Raw genomic sequence first — 14,198 nt, 5'->3', positions numbered from 1 at the left:
TTAATCCAGTATCGTGTGATACGTCCGCCCCAGGAGCACATTTTGAACAGGTTACCTTCCAGCGCATCGGCTCTGGCCTGCAGCGCACACGCACTGAATCTCATTGAAAAGCGCACGCTTGATCATGAGGAAATGAAAGCACTTAACCAGGAGGTCAGGGAATACTTTAAAGAGCATGTGAATCCGGGGTTTTTAGAGTATCGAAAATCGGTCACAGCCGGCGGGGATTACGGAGCCGTAGAGTGGCAAGCGGGAGGGTTAAATACGCTTGTCGACACCCAGGGACAGGAATTTATCGACTGCCTTGGTGGGTTTGGCATCTTCAATGTAGGGCACCGTAATCCAGTTGTGGTATCCGCCGTCGAGAATCAACTCGCGAAACAACCGCTTCACAGTCAGGAACTGCTGGATCCGCTACGCGCGATGCTGGCGAAAACCCTGGCGGCCTTAACGCCCGGCAAACTAAAGTACAGTTTCTTCTGCAACAGCGGTACCGAATCGGTAGAGGCGGCCATCAAGCTGGCGAAAGCCTATCAGTCGCCGCGCGGTAAATTTACCTTCATCGCCACCAGCGGCGCCTTCCACGGTAAATCGCTGGGCGCGCTGTCTGCCACCGCGAAATCGACCTTCCGTAAACCGTTTATGCCGTTGCTGCCGGGTTTCCGCCACGTGCCGTTCGGTGATATCAACGCCATGCGCTCCATTCTTAGCGAGTGCAAGAAAACCGGCGACGACGTCGCGGCGGTGATCCTCGAGCCGATTCAGGGCGAAGGGGGCGTGATCCTCCCGCCGCAGGGGTATTTGCCGGCGGTGCGTAAGCTGTGCGATGAGTTTGGCGCCCTGCTGATCCTCGACGAAGTGCAGACCGGCATGGGCCGCACCGGCAAGATGTTCGCCTGCGAGCATGAGAACGTCCAGCCCGACATTCTGTGTCTGGCGAAAGCGCTCGGCGGCGGCGTGATGCCGATCGGCGCAACGGTGGCGACGGAAGAGGTCTTCTCGGTGCTGTTCGACAACCCGTTCCTGCACACCACCACCTTCGGCGGTAACCCGCTGGCCTGTGCGGCGGCGCTGGCGACGATCAACGTGCTGTTGACGCAAAACCTGCCGGCGCAGGCGGCGCAGAAAGGCGATATGTTGCTGGACGGTTTCCGCCTGCTGGCGCAGGAGTATCCGGACCTGGTGAATGAAGTGCGCGGGAAAGGCATGCTGATGGCCATCGAGTTTGTCGATAACGAGATTGGCTATAACTTCTCCAGCGAGATGTTCAGACAGCGGGTGCTGGTCGCCGGGACGTTAAACAACGCCAAGACGATCCGCGTTGAACCGCCGCTGACCCTCACCCTGGAGCAGTGCGAGCAGGTGCTGAAAGCGGCGCGTAAGGCGCTGGCGGCCCTGCGCGTCTCGGTTGAAGAAGCGTAATAAGTGCCCCTCACCCTCTCCCTCAGAGAAAGGGTGAGGGTGAAGGAACTCCCTCACATCTGCGGTAACAGGCCGATAAAGCTGCGTTTCTGCCGCGGCTGCGACATCATCTCCTCCAGCTTTTCGACGCAGGCTAAATAGTGCGGCGTCTTCTTATGCGCCAGCACCGCCTCATCGTCTTTATAGGCTTCGTAGATAAAAAAGCGGGTTTTCACTTCGGGATCCTGCAGGACATCAAAGCGCAGGTTGCCCGGCTCCTGCAGCGCGCCTTCGTGGTTGGCGCGAAACACCTCGAGAAACTCATCCACCCGCTCGGGTTTAATATTGATCTCCACCAGCGTCACGTTCATTTCAGCTCTCCCTGTTTCTCTTCCTGCCAGAACTGATACGCTTCGCGCGCGTTCAGATTCTCATGCACCACCTTTTTCACCGCCTTCAGCATCGCGCGCGGGGCGCTGGACTGGAAGATATTGCGCCCCATATCCACCCCGGACGCCCCCTGATCGATCGCCCGCCAGCACATCTCCAGCGCCTCATGCTCCGGCAGTTTTTTACCGCCGGCGATCACGATCGGCACCGGACAGCTGGCGGTCACTTTTTCAAAACCTTCCTCAACAAAGTAGGTCTTCACGAACTGCGCCCCCATTTCGGCGGCAATCCGGCTGGCCAGCGAGAAGTAGCGCGCATCACGGGTCATCTCTTTGCCGACGCCGGTAACCGCCAGGACCGGCATACCGTAGCGATTGCCGGCATCCACCAGTTTGATGATGTTATTGATCGACTGATGTTCGTATTCGCTGCCGATATAGACCTGCGCCGCCACCGCGCAAACGTTGAGACGCAGCGCGTCTTCCATCGCCACCGCCACGCATTCGTTGGAGAGTTCGCTCAAAATCGAATTGCCGCCGGAGGCGCGGAGCACCACCGGCTTATTGGTGGCCGCCGGTACCTGGCTGCGCAGTACGCCGCGGGTGCACATCAGCACATCGGTGTCGGCAAACAGCGGCGCAATCGACAGGTCGATACGCTCCAGCCCGGTGGTTGGCCCCTGGAAGTAGCCATGATCGAAGGCCAGCATCACCGTGCGGTTGCTGTGCGGATTAAAGATGCGCGCCATCCGCGACTGCATCCCCCAGTCCAGCGAGCCGCAGCCTTTCAGGGTATACAGCGTATTCTGCTGCGGGCGGTCGATACCGAAGTCCTTACCTTCTTTGATGTCGTCTAAATCAGCCATCTCATCCTCCGTCAGAAGTCGTAGTTATTGATGTTCTCTTTGCTGAACACCACGCGCTCCGGCAGCAGCACGATACCGTTGCCCTTCGCCTCATACTGGTAGCCCTGCACGCTATTCGGTTCGACCTTCAGCGAGCCGATATCTTTCACCTCAACGCTATCGCCTACGTTAAGATCGCCCTTTTTCAGCAATCGATCGGCGACGTTAACCGCAATTTTGCCCTGCTGAACCACATCCCACAGGCCGAACGCTTTTACCGTGCCGCGCTCAACGTACGGGCGCATCACGTTCGGTGTACTAAAGCCGACGATCGCCACGCCCTGACGCTTGAGGTTCTCCGCCGCCTGCGCCGCCGCCGGCAGCGCATTGGCATCCGGCGCGATAATGGCATCGAGATCCGGATAGGCTTTTAAGATCCCCTCGGCGGTTTGCAGCGATTTGGTGGCATCGTTATAGCCGAACTGGGTGGTGACGATTTGCCACTGCGGATGCTCTTTTTCGATTTTGGCTTTGGCTTCCTTCACCCACTGGTTCTGGTCGGTCACCGTTGGGCTGGAGTAGAAAAACGCGACTTTGGCGGCAGGTTTGCTGACCTGCTTTTCCGCCATCTCGACCAGCAGGCCGCCGAGCTGCTGCGGCGTGCCCTGGTTGATATAGATGCTGCGGCACTCCGGCTTGGTATCGGAATCCCAGGTCAGGACTTTCACCCCGCGCTGCATCGCCCGCTTCAGCGCCGGACACAGGCCATCCGGCGAGACGGCGGAGACGATAATCGCGTTGTAGCCCTGGTTGACGAAGTTGTTGATAAGCTGCACCTGGCCGGAGACGCTGGGCTCGGTGGGACCGTCATAGGTGACATCCACGCCCAGCGCTTTCCCCGCCTCTTTCGCGCCGTTACCGCCGCTGGTAAAGAAGCCGACGCCGACCAGCTTAGGAATAAAGGCGATGCGGTCCGCCGCCTGTGCGGTGACTACGCTCATCGCCAGCGCCAGCACGATCAGTTTTAATTTCATTTTATGCTCCGATTGTTTTATGCGAGAAAAGACGCCGCCAGGTCGCGCGCACCCATTCACGGTGCAGGCTCAGCGAACGCCCCATCACCACCACAACCAACAGCGCCCCTGACAGCGCGCTCGACACCTGGTTGGGGATGCCGACCATCTGTAAACCCTGTTGCAGATACCCCACCAGCAATGCCGCCAGCGCGGTACCCAGTATCGATCCCGAGCCGCCGTATATATTGGCCCCGCCGAGCACCGCCGCGGTCAGCGCCGGCATCAGCAGGTCGCGGCCTAAATCCGAACGCGCCGAGCCGAAATAGGAGACCATCACCAGCGCCGCGGCCGCCGAGGCGACGCCAACCAGGCCATACAGCACGTACGGGATGCCGTTCACCGACAGCGCGGCATAGCGCGCGGCGCGCGAATTTTGCCCGAGTAAAAAGAGATGGCGGCCAAAGCGACCACGATGGGCCAGCAGCCAGAAGAAAAAGGTGATAATCGCGAACAGCACCAGCGGTAGCGGCAGTCCGGCGAAAGTTAAATTGGCGAAGGCGGTGAAGCTATCGGGGAAGCCGCCAATCCCCTCGTAACCGGTCGCGCCGGCCATGCCGGAAAGCAGCAGCGCGCCGCCGCCGTACAGATACAGCGTCCCGAGGGTGATCACCAGCGGGCTGATGCCGGTGTAGTGAATCAGCGCGGCGTTGAGTAACCCGCACAGCAGCCCCAATAGCAACGTCAGCGATACCGCCAGCCACAGCGGCCAGCCCGCCTGGGTCATCACCCCGAGGGCGATGGCGCACAGGCCGATGGTCGAGCCCAGCGAAATATCGATCCCGCCGCTGATGATCACCAGCGTCAGCGGCAGCGCGACGATGCCGATGCAGATAAAGTCGCTGGTGCTAAAGAGCAGCATATTGAGATCCAGCATGCGCGGATTCAACGCGCCGAATAGCAGGATTTCCGCGATCAGTAACGCCAGCAGCGCGCTTTCCCAGTTAAGCTTCAGCTTCATTTAAGCCACCTCTTTGCTTTTGCGTTCGGGAAAGCGGGCAATCTGTTTGCCCCCTTTGTTACCGGGCTGGAAACGGCAGTACTTTAGCGCCCGTTGATGGCGGGCCAGCGCCTGGCGCAGGCGGCCATCAAGCACCAGCACGCCGAGCAGCACCAGGCCGGCAATAAAGTCATTCCACCAGGCGGGAAGGCGGAACAGCACCAGCACGGTGTCGATTTGGGTGAGGAAAAAGGCGCCGAGAAACGCGCCGAGCAGCGTACCGGTGCCGCCGAGCAGCGAGATCCCGCCCAGTACGCAGGCGGCGATGGCTTTCATCTCCAGCCCGCTGCCGGTCTGATTAGGCACAAAACCAATTTGCGCGGCGAAGACGATCCCAGCGCAGGCCGCCAGCATGCCGTTGAGGGTAAAGGCCAGCATCCGCGTACGGTTGACCGCCACGCCCAGCTGACGCGCGGCGGCGAGATTATCGCCAACGGCGTAAAAATCACGACCAAAGGCGGTGCGCGACAGCAGCCAGCCGCCCGCCAGCAGCAGCGCCAGCACCAGCAAGCCCAGCGGCGACACGCCAATAAACGCGGGCTCCGAGAGCGATTTCAGGCTGTCGGGCAAGCCCTCGATCCATTTCCCGCCGGTCCACAGCAACATCACTCCGCGATACAACCCCAGCGTACCGAGCGTCGCGACGATCGCCGGAATGCGCAGCCCCACGACCAGCAGGCCGTTAAAAGCCCCGGCCAGCGCGCCAATCGTCAGCGCGAAGGCGATAGCCGTCGCCAGCCCGTAACCGTTGTTCAGCGCCACGCCGACGGCGATGGCGCACAGCCCAACGGTCGAGCCTACCGACACATCAATATTGCGGGTCAGCATCACCAGCGTCGCGCCCAATGCCAGCAGGCAGAGGATCTGCGAGCTGGCGAAAATCATCGCCAGGGTCTGCAGGCTGAAATAGGCTGGATTGAGCGCCACCAGCACGACAAAGAGCGCCACGATGGCAAAGAAGGCGCTCAGTTCGCGATTCTTCAGTAACGTTTTCATGCCTGCCCTCCGAAGGCCAGGGTCATCATGCGATCGACGGTCACCGCCTGCCGCGCCAGCTCGCCGCTGTAGCGGCCCTGATGCATCACCAGCACCCGGTCGGCAAGGCCGACGAACTCATCCAGATCGGAGGAGATCATCAGCACCGCCACGTTTTGCGCGGCAACGCTTTTTAGCAGTTGATAGATATCGGCGCGGGCGGAGACATCCACGCCGCGCGTCGGCTCATCGACAATCAGCAGTAACGGATTAGCTTCCAGACAGCGAGCCAGCAGCACCTTCTGCTGGTTGCCGCCAGAGAGCGTGCGCACCGGCCGATCGCCATCGGCCAGCTTGATCCCCAGCGCCCGGTGATAGCGTTCAACCACCGCCGCCTCCCGTTTCCCCTGCTGCCACCACGACGGCTGATTGAACATCACCGTGTTCCAGCGCACCGGCGCATCAAGAAACAGCCCCGAGACCTGGCGGTCTTCCGGCAGATAGACCAGCCCGCAGGCCAACCTGGCGCGGGTGCTGTCGCGGCTAATCTCGCGGTTCTCAAGCCAGATCCGCCCGGCGCGCGGTGGACGCAGGCCGTATAGGGTTTCAGCAAACTCGGTGCGCCCGGATCCTACCAGCCCGGCCAGACCGACGATCTCTCCGGCGCGGATCTCCAGATTGAGATCGATAAAACCTTCGCCGGTAAGATCCTCCACCCGTAGCACGGGAAAGTCCTGCGGTTGAGTACGGCGGTTGCCCGGTAGCGACAGCCACAGCTTTTGCGTGTCGCTCAGCGTATGGTCGCGGCTGACCGGCGTCATCGCGTTAATCAGTTGCTCATCGCGGTATGCCGCGGTCTCGCCGCTCAGCACCACCGCGCCGTCGCGCATCACCGATATATGGCTGGCAAGCTGGCGGATTTCGGGCAATTTGTGTGAGATAAAGACGATCCCAACGTCCAGCGCCTGTAACGCGCGGATCTGGCTAAACAGTCTCTCGGTTTCACCCGGCGTTAAAGAGGCGGTGGGTTCATCAAGGATCAGGATCCTGGCTTCGCGCATCAGCCCGCGCAGGATCTCGACCATCTGTTGATCGGCCACTTCGAGCGTGCTGGCGCTGGCATCGAGGTTGATCTGGCAGTTCAGCTGCTGCAGTTTGTCCTGCAACCGCGCGGCGGTATCCGCCCGCTTCGGCAGGCGGAAGAGAATGTTCTCGCGCACGCTGAGGTTGGGAAACAGCATCGGCTCCTGCGGCACCAGATAGATGCCAAGCTGGTGCGCCAGCGCCGGGCTGAGGCGCGCAAACGCGCGGTCGCCGATCGTCAGTTCACCGCTGTCCGGCGTTTCAACACCGGCGATGATCTTCATCAGCGTCGATTTACCCGCGCCGTTCCCCCCCATCAGCGCATGCACCTGGCCCGCGCCTAGCGTGAAATCAATGCCTTTCAGCACCGCAACGCCGGAGAACTGTTTGCAAATCTGGCGAGCTTCAAGCAGTGGCTTCATCGTCGCGCCTCGATTGAACAAATGATTTTTAGATTTAATAATGTTCAAAAGCGTAGACGGTGAACTATATTTACAACCGTGCGAAGATCACAGTTTGGCGCTTTAGATCGTCAGGAAGAAAGGCGCCAGCGATGAAAGATCCGTTTTGCCAGTCGGCTCACACTTTCCGACCGCGCAATAGCGAACATATGATCTAAATTTTTATAAGAGTTCAATTTATGAGCGAAAAACGCATTACGGAAGAGAACCGCTACGCCGGGCTGGCGTTAGCCGAGGAAGAGCTGGTGGCGCGGGTGGCGTGGTGCTACTACCACGACGGCCTGACGCAAAATGACATCGGCGAGCGTTTAGGGTTGCCGCGACTGAAGATTTCTCGCCTGCTGGAGAAAGGCCGTCAGTCCGGGGTGATCCGCGTGCAGATCAACTCGCGCTATGAGGGCTGTCTGGCGCTGGAAAGTGAACTCCAGCAACGCTTTGGCCTCAAGATTGCCCGCGTGCTGCCGGCGCTCAACACCCCGCCGATGAATACCCGGCTGGGGATCGGCGCGGCGCAGTCGCTGATGGGCATTCTGCAACCGGGGCAATTATTGGCAGTCGGCTTCGGCGAAGCCACCATGAGCTGCCTGCAGCACCTCAGCGGCTTTATTGGCTCGCAGCAGGTGCGGCTGGTGACCCTCTCCGGCGGCGTCGGCCCTTATATGACCGGCATCGGCCAGCTTGATGCCGCCTGTAGCGTCAGCATTATCCCGGCGCCGCTGCGGGTCTCTTCGGCGGATGTCGCCGAGATCCTGCGCCGCGAGTCGAGCGTGCGCGACGTGATGCTGGCGGCAACGGCGGCGGACGCGGCGGTGGTTGGCATTGGCGCCATCGATCAGCGGCGCGACGCCACCATTTTACGCTCCGGCTATATCAGCGAGGGTGAACAGCTGATGTACGCGCGCAAAGGCGCGGTCGGCGACATTTTAGGTTATTTCCTGCAGGCCGACGGCCGGCCGGTAGAAGGACTGGAGATCCATCGGGAACTCCTCGGCGTAACCCTCGATGAACTGGCGCAGCTGCCAACCATCGTCGGCGTCGCCGGGGGCGAACAAAAAGCGCAGGCGATTCATGCCGCTCTGATTGGCAAGCGCATTAATGGCCTGGTAACGGAAGAGACAACAGCACGCGCGGTGCTCGCACTGGCCTCCTGACGGCCTGGCGCCGCGCGACAACAGCGAGGCGCATGTCATGAGTTACCTGTTAGCGTTAGATGCCGGGACCGGCAGCATTCGGGCGGTCATTTTCGATCTCAATGGCCACCAGCTGGCGGTGGGCCAGGCCGAATGGAAACACCTGAGCGTTGAAAACGTCCCCGGCTCGATGGAGTTCGACCTTACCACCAACTGGCAGCTGGCCTGCCAGTGCATTCGCCAGGCGCTTGACGTCGCCCGGCTCTCTGCCGCCGATATTCAATCCGTCGCCTGCTGTTCGATGCGCGAAGGGATCGTCCTCTATGACCGCGACGGCGAGGCCATCTGGGCCTGCGCCAACGTCGATGCCCGTGCCAGCCGCGAAGTGGCGGAGCTGAAAGAGATCCACGACTATCGCTTTGAATCCGAGGTATACGAGGTCTCGGGACAAACCCTGGCGCTAAGCGCCATGCCGCGCCTGCTGTGGCTGGCGCACCACCGCCCCGATATCTACCGTAAAGCGGCGACCATCACCATGATCAGCGACTGGCTGGCAGCGAAGCTTTCCGGCGAGCTGGCGGTCGACCCGTCAAACGCGGGCACCACCGGCATGCTCGATCTGTTCAGCCGCGACTGGCGTCCGGCGCTGCTGGATATGGCCGGGCTGCGCGCCGATATGCTGTCGCCGGTCAAAGAGACCGGTACCCTGCTGGGCGCCGTCACCGAAGCGGCGGCGCATGAGAGCGGGCTGCGCGCCGGGACGCCGGTAGTGATGGGCGGCGGCGACGTCCAGCTCGGCTGCCTGGGCCTTGGGGTGGTGCGCGCCGGGCAAACTGCGGTACTCGGCGGCACTTTCTGGCAGCAGGTGGTCAACCTGCCGCAGGTGCGTACCGATCCGCAGATGAATATTCGTGTTAATCCTCATGTCATTCCCGGCATGGCGCAGGCGGAATCGATCAGCTTCTTTACCGGTCTGACCATGCGCTGGTTTCGCGACGCCTTTTGCGCTGAAGAAAAACTGATTGCCGAGCGGCTCGGCGTCGATGCCTATTCGCTGCTGGAGGAGATGGCCAGCCGCGTGCCCGCCGGTTCCCACGGCGTGATGCCTATTTTTTCCGACGCCATGCACTTTAAGCAGTGGTACCACGCTGCGCCGTCGTTTATTAACCTCTCCATCGATCCGGAAAAGTGCAATAAAGCGACCCTGTTCCGCGCGCTGGAGGAGAACGCGGCGATTGTCTCCGCCTGCAACCTGGCCCAGATTTCGCAGTTCTCCGGGGTAACATTCGAGAGCCTGGTGTTTGCCGGCGGCGGCTCGAAGGGGGCGCTATGGAGCCAAATCCTCAGCGACGTCACCGGCCTGCCGGTGCGGGTGCCGGTGGTCCGCGAAGCCACCGCTCTGGGCTGCGCTATCGCCGCCGGAACCGGCGCCGGACTGTATGGCGATATGGCCAGTACAGGAGAACGGTTAGTGAGCTGGCACCGCGAGTTCACCCCAAATCCGCAGCATCGCGAGCTGTATCAGGAGATGATGAGCAAGTGGCAGACGGTGTACGCCGATCAGCTTGGCCTTGTCGATAGCGGGCTGACCACCTCAATGTGGCAGGCGCCGGGCCTGGAGCGCCGCCAGCGTGTTGCGTCTTCCCCCTCACCCTAACTACCGGTGCCGCTCCGCCTCACCCCGGCCCTCTCCCTTTGGGAGAGGGCCGGGGTGAGGGACAACGAGTTCCGTTCTTTGAATCCCATCACAATCACCGCACTCCCCTTTTCCCTTTTTCTCCGCGACGGCTAAATTAGTAACTCATCCGACCACATAACAATAATTTTACATTGGAAGCCACTATGAGCCGCTATCCGTCGCTTTTCGCCCCGCTTGAGCTGGGCTTCACAACGCTCAAAAACCGCGTGTTGATGGGCTCGATGCACACCGGGCTGGAAGAACTGCCGGACGGCGCGCAGCGGCTGGCGGCCTTTTACGCCGAACGCGCCCGTCACGGCGTGGCGCTGATCGTCACCGGCGGCATCGCTCCGGCGTCCTCTGGCGTTACCATGGCCGGCGGCGCGGTACTCAACGATGCCAGCCACCTGGCGCACCATCGCCATATTACCGACGCGGTACACCAGGAAGGCGGCAAAATCGCCCTGCAGATCCTGCATACCGGGCGCTACAGCTATCAGCCCGCGCTGGTGGCCCCCTCGGCGCTACAGGCGCCGATTAACCGTTTTACGCCCCATGAACTGAGCCACGATGAGATCCTGACGCTGATCGATGATTTTGCCCACTGCGCCCAGCTGGCACGGGAGGCGGGCTATGACGGCGTCGAAGTGATGGGTTCTGAGGGCTATCTGATTAACGAATTTCTCGCCGCGCGTACCAACCAGCGCGACGATCAATGGGGCGGCGATTATGCCAGGCGCATGCGTTTCGCCATTGAAGTGGTTAAGGCGGTGCGCCAGCGCGCCGGCCACGATTTCATTATCATCTACCGCCTGTCGATGCTCGATCTGGTCAACGACGGCAGCACGCTGGCGGAAGTCACCGAACTGGCTAAAGCGATTGAAGCGGCGGGGGCGACAATTATCAACACCGGGATTGGCTGGCACGAAGCGCGCATTCCGACCATCGCCACGCCGGTACCGCGCGGAGCGTTCAGCTGGGTCACCCGCAAGCTGAAAGGCGCGGTGTCGATCCCGTTGATCACCACCAACCGCATCAACGATCCGCAGGTCGCGGAGGATATTCTCGCCCGCGGCGATGCCGATATGGTATCGATGGCCCGCCCGTTCCTCGCTGACGCCGAATTTATGTCAAAAGCGCAGAACGATCGTGCCGATCAGATCAATACCTGCATCGGCTGTAACCAGGCGTGTCTCGATCGGATCTTCGTCGGCAAAGTTACCTCCTGTCTGGTCAACCCGCGCGCCTGTCATGAAACCCTGATGCCGGTCCTGCCTGCCAACGCGCCTAAACGGCTGGCGGTCGTCGGCGCCGGTCCTGCCGGTCTGGCCTTCGCCGTTAACGCCGCCGCCCGCGGCCATCACGTCACGTTGTTCGATGCGCTCCCGGAGATCGGCGGTCAGTTTAATATCGCCAAACAGATCCCCGGAAAAGAGGAGTTCCACGAGACGCTGCGTTACTACCGCACCATGCTCGATCTTCATGGTGTCGATCTACGCCTGAACACCCGCGCCACGGCAGACGATCTGCTGGCGTTCGATGAGACGATCCTCGCCACCGGTATCGCCCCGCGCCTGCCGGCGATCGCCGGGATCGATCATCCTAAAGTGCTGAGCTACCTGGATGTCTTACGCGATAAAGCACCTGTTGGCACGAAGGTGGCGATTATCGGCTGCGGCGGTATCGGCTTCGATACCGCGATGTATTTAAGCCAGTCAGGCGCGGCCACCAGCCAGGATATCGGCGAGTTCTGCCGCGAATGGGGCATCGATACCAGCCTGCAAACGGCGGGAGGGCTGCGTCCTGAAGGCCCGCAGTTGAGTAAAAGCCCACGACAGATTGTGATGCTGCAGCGCAAAGCCAGCAAACCGGGCGAAGGGCTCGGCAAAACCACCGGCTGGATCCACCGCGCGACGCTGCTGGCGCGCGGCGTAAAAATGATCCCGGCGGTCAGTTATGAAAAGATCGATGATGAAGGGTTACATGTGACTATTGGCGGCGAGCGCCAACTGCTGGCGGTCGATCAGGTGGTTATCTGCGCCGGTCAGGAACCGCGCCGCGAGCTGGCGGATCCGCTGCGCGCGGCGGGGAAAACGGTGCATTTAATCGGTGGTTGCGACGTGGCGGCAGAGCTGGATGCGCGCCGGGCGATTGCCCAGGGCACTAAACTGGCGCTGGCGATTTAGCGCTGTCCCGGGGGCGGCGCGATGCGCCTTCCCCGGGCTACCACGATAATCCCGGACGGTAGCCCGGATAAGGCGACAGTCGGTAGCCCGGCTAAGGCGACAGCCGTAAGCCGGGGAGACAGCGACAACAATCAGCGCTGCTTGCGCACCTTGGTTGCTTTCAAAACCACGAACTTGTTATTGGTCGCAATAGTCGGTAGCCCGGCTAAGGCGACAGCCGCAAGCCGGGGAAACAGCGACACGAATCAGCGCTGCTTGCGCACCTTGGTTGCTTTCAAAACCACGAACTTATTGTTGGTCGCAATGGTAGTGCAATTACCAAACGCGCGCTTCAGTTTACGGAAGTAATCAAGATGGCGGTTGCCGACAACGTACAGCTCGCCGCCGTATTTCAGGCTGCGACGGGCGTCGTTAAACATCTGCCAGGCAATATGATCGGTAATCGCGTGCTGCTGATGGAACGGCGGATTGCACAGAATCGCCGTAAAGCGATCCGGCTCAATGCCGGAGAGCGAGTTGTTGACCATAAATTCGCAGCGCTCGATATCATCCGGCAGGTTGTGCTCGACGTTCAAACGGCTGGAAGCCACCGCCATATGCGACTCATCGGTGAACATCACGCTGGCGTTCGGGTTCTGCGCCAGCGCCTGCAGGCCAATCACCCCGTTGCCGCAGCCGAGATCGGCGATCTCGCCTTCCAGATCGGACGGCAAATGTTCGAGGAAGAAGCGCGCGCCGATATCCAGGCCGCTGCGGGCAAAAACGTTGGCATGGTTATGGATGGTCCACGGCGTGCCGTCCAGCTTCCAGCTGTAGGTTTGCGGCGCATCGGCAAGCTTAGGCGCGGTGAAAACGCAGTGGATCAGACGCGCTTTTTTCCATGCCAGCGAGGTGGTGGTGGTGCCAAGGATTTTTTCAAACAGCGCCAGCGTCGAGTTGTGCACATCACGGGCTTTCGCCGCGGCGATAATGCGGGTTTCCGGCGTCACCACTTCGCGCAGGGCGCGCAGCTGCTGTTCGAGCAGCGCCAGCTGTTTTGGCACCTTAATCAGCACCAGCGCCGGCGCTGCCGGCAGTGGGCTCAGGCTATCCTGAAAGCGCACGCTCTCTTCATCGATACCGTTCATCCGCAGGTTGTGGCGGGTCGCCAGCTCAGAGATAAAGGAATCGTTGATGCTGACCGGGTTGCGCTCCGCCAGCGCGCAGGCGAGCGCGCCGAAGCCGTCGTTGAAGATGAGCGTCAGGCCGTCGACGTCATTCACCTGTTGCAGCAGATATTCATCCGCCGCTTCCCATGCCTGTAGCGCTTCTTCTTCAGCGTTAGGTGGGAACCGCTCTAATGTGAATAACTCACCGTTTAACTCTGCCTGGCTCATCGCCCCTCCGAAATGCTAAAATTCGCGCGTGTTATCGCTCAATTCTCCGGAGAAGTAAACTTTTTTCACCATGAACACGCTACCTTACCTTCAGGGCTACCCTGAATCGCTGCTGTCGCAGGTGACGACCTTAATCGAGCAAGACCGCCTCGGCGAGGTGCTGCAAAAGCGTTATCCGCAGGGGCATGACGTTAACAGCGATAAAGCGCTGTATCAGTACACCCAGGATCTGAAGGCCCGCTTTCTGCGCGGAGCGGCGCCGATCAACAAAGTGATGTACGACAGTAAAATCCACGTGCTGAACAATGCGCTCGGCCTGCATACCGCGATTTCCCGCGTTCAGGGCGGCAAGCTGAAAGCCAAAGCGGAGATCCGCGTAGCGACAGTGTTTCGCGACGCGCCGGAGGCCTTTCTGCGCATGATCGTGGTCCATGAACTGGCGCATTTGAAAGAGAAGGATCACAACAAAGCTTTCTACCAACTGTGCTGCCATATGGAGCCGCAGTACCATCAACTGGAGTTCGATACCCGCCTGTGGCTGACGCACCTTTCGTTAAATCGTTCTGCGTAGTGACGCACTGGTTTTGTCATGATGGCATGA

At 60.6% G+C, this 14,198-nt stretch carries 12 protein-coding genes; 5 read left to right on the top strand and 7 right to left on the bottom strand.

Features of this window, described 5'->3' with window-relative positions; genetic code table 11:
* The first annotated feature begins 42 nt into the window (after positions 1–42).
* Positions 43–1,422: a putrescine aminotransferase gene (ygjG, locus tag CWM58_RS07200; RefSeq protein ID WP_100680620.1), complete on the top strand. Its 1,380-nt coding sequence runs from the start codon at positions 43–45 to the stop codon at positions 1,420–1,422.
* A 53-nt stretch (positions 1,423–1,475) separates the two neighbouring features.
* On the opposite strand, the gene lsrG is transcribed toward ygjG, so the two are convergent.
* The 6 genes from lsrG to lsrA are packed head-to-tail and all read right to left on the bottom strand — an operon-like array spanning position 1,476 to position 7,188.
* Positions 1,476–1,772, bottom strand: a complete 297-nt coding sequence (gene lsrG / locus CWM58_RS07195; protein WP_100680619.1) for a (4S)-4-hydroxy-5-phosphonooxypentane-2,3-dione isomerase — start codon at positions 1,770–1,772, stop codon at positions 1,476–1,478.
* Entirely contained in the window at positions 1,769–2,656 is an 888-nt protein-coding gene (lsrF, locus tag CWM58_RS07190; protein WP_012967199.1) for a 3-hydroxy-5-phosphonooxypentane-2,4-dione thiolase, read from the bottom strand. The genes lsrG and lsrF overlap by 4 nt, the downstream gene beginning before the upstream one ends.
* A gap of 11 nt (positions 2,657–2,667) precedes the next feature.
* Entirely contained in the window at positions 2,668–3,669 is a 1,002-nt protein-coding gene (gene lsrB, locus CWM58_RS07185) for an autoinducer 2 ABC transporter substrate-binding protein LsrB (RefSeq protein ID WP_004144833.1), read from the bottom strand.
* 1 nt (position 3,670) lies between these two features.
* Positions 3,671–4,669 (bottom strand): autoinducer 2 ABC transporter permease LsrD, encoded by a 999-nt coding sequence (gene lsrD, locus CWM58_RS07180; RefSeq protein WP_100680618.1) that lies wholly within the window; start codon positions 4,667–4,669, stop codon positions 3,671–3,673.
* Entirely contained in the window at positions 4,670–5,704 is a 1,035-nt protein-coding gene (lsrC, locus tag CWM58_RS07175) for an autoinducer 2 ABC transporter permease LsrC (RefSeq protein WP_100680617.1), read from the bottom strand. It abuts the gene before it with no gap.
* Positions 5,701–7,188 (bottom strand): autoinducer 2 ABC transporter ATP-binding protein LsrA, encoded by a 1,488-nt coding sequence (gene lsrA / locus CWM58_RS07170; protein ID WP_100680616.1) that lies wholly within the window; start codon positions 7,186–7,188, stop codon positions 5,701–5,703. Before lsrA ends, lsrC begins: the two co-directional genes overlap by 4 nt.
* 218 nt (positions 7,189–7,406) lie before the next feature.
* Between lsrA and lsrR the strand changes: the two genes are divergently transcribed.
* The 3 genes from lsrR (at position 7,407) to CWM58_RS07155 (ending at position 12,221) form a co-directional block, all read left to right on the top strand.
* Positions 7,407–8,378 (top strand): transcriptional regulator LsrR, encoded by a 972-nt coding sequence (gene lsrR / locus CWM58_RS07165; protein WP_100680615.1) that lies wholly within the window; start codon positions 7,407–7,409, stop codon positions 8,376–8,378.
* A gap of 37 nt (positions 8,379–8,415) precedes the next feature.
* Positions 8,416–10,014 (top strand): autoinducer-2 kinase, encoded by a 1,599-nt coding sequence (lsrK, locus tag CWM58_RS07160; RefSeq protein WP_100680614.1) that lies wholly within the window; start codon positions 8,416–8,418, stop codon positions 10,012–10,014.
* 185 nt (positions 10,015–10,199) lie between these two features.
* The gene (locus tag CWM58_RS07155) at positions 10,200–12,221 is read left to right on the top strand and encodes an NADPH-dependent 2,4-dienoyl-CoA reductase (RefSeq protein ID WP_100680613.1); all 2,022 of its coding nucleotides are present in this window, start codon (positions 10,200–10,202) and stop codon (positions 12,219–12,221) included.
* A 245-nt stretch (positions 12,222–12,466) separates the two neighbouring features.
* Here CWM58_RS07155 and rlmG read toward each other — a convergent pair whose 3' ends face one another.
* On the bottom strand, positions 12,467–13,597 hold the full coding sequence (gene rlmG / locus CWM58_RS07150; RefSeq protein WP_100680612.1) for a 23S rRNA (guanine(1835)-N(2))-methyltransferase RlmG: 1,131 nt from the start codon (positions 13,595–13,597) through the stop codon (positions 12,467–12,469).
* Between the two features lie 70 nt (positions 13,598–13,667).
* Between rlmG and CWM58_RS07145 the strand changes: the two genes are divergently transcribed.
* Positions 13,668–14,168 (top strand): M48 family metallopeptidase, encoded by a 501-nt coding sequence (locus CWM58_RS07145; RefSeq protein ID WP_061153236.1) that lies wholly within the window; start codon positions 13,668–13,670, stop codon positions 14,166–14,168.
* Positions 14,169–14,198: the final 30 nt, after the last annotated feature.

The organism is Klebsiella sp. H-Nf2 (assembly GCF_002806645.1).
In the GTDB taxonomy this organism is placed as follows: domain Bacteria; phylum Pseudomonadota; class Gammaproteobacteria; order Enterobacterales; family Enterobacteriaceae; genus Klebsiella; species Klebsiella variicola.
The sequence above is the reverse complement of the archived record's forward strand: the minus strand, read 5'-3'. Positions and strand labels throughout refer to the sequence as shown.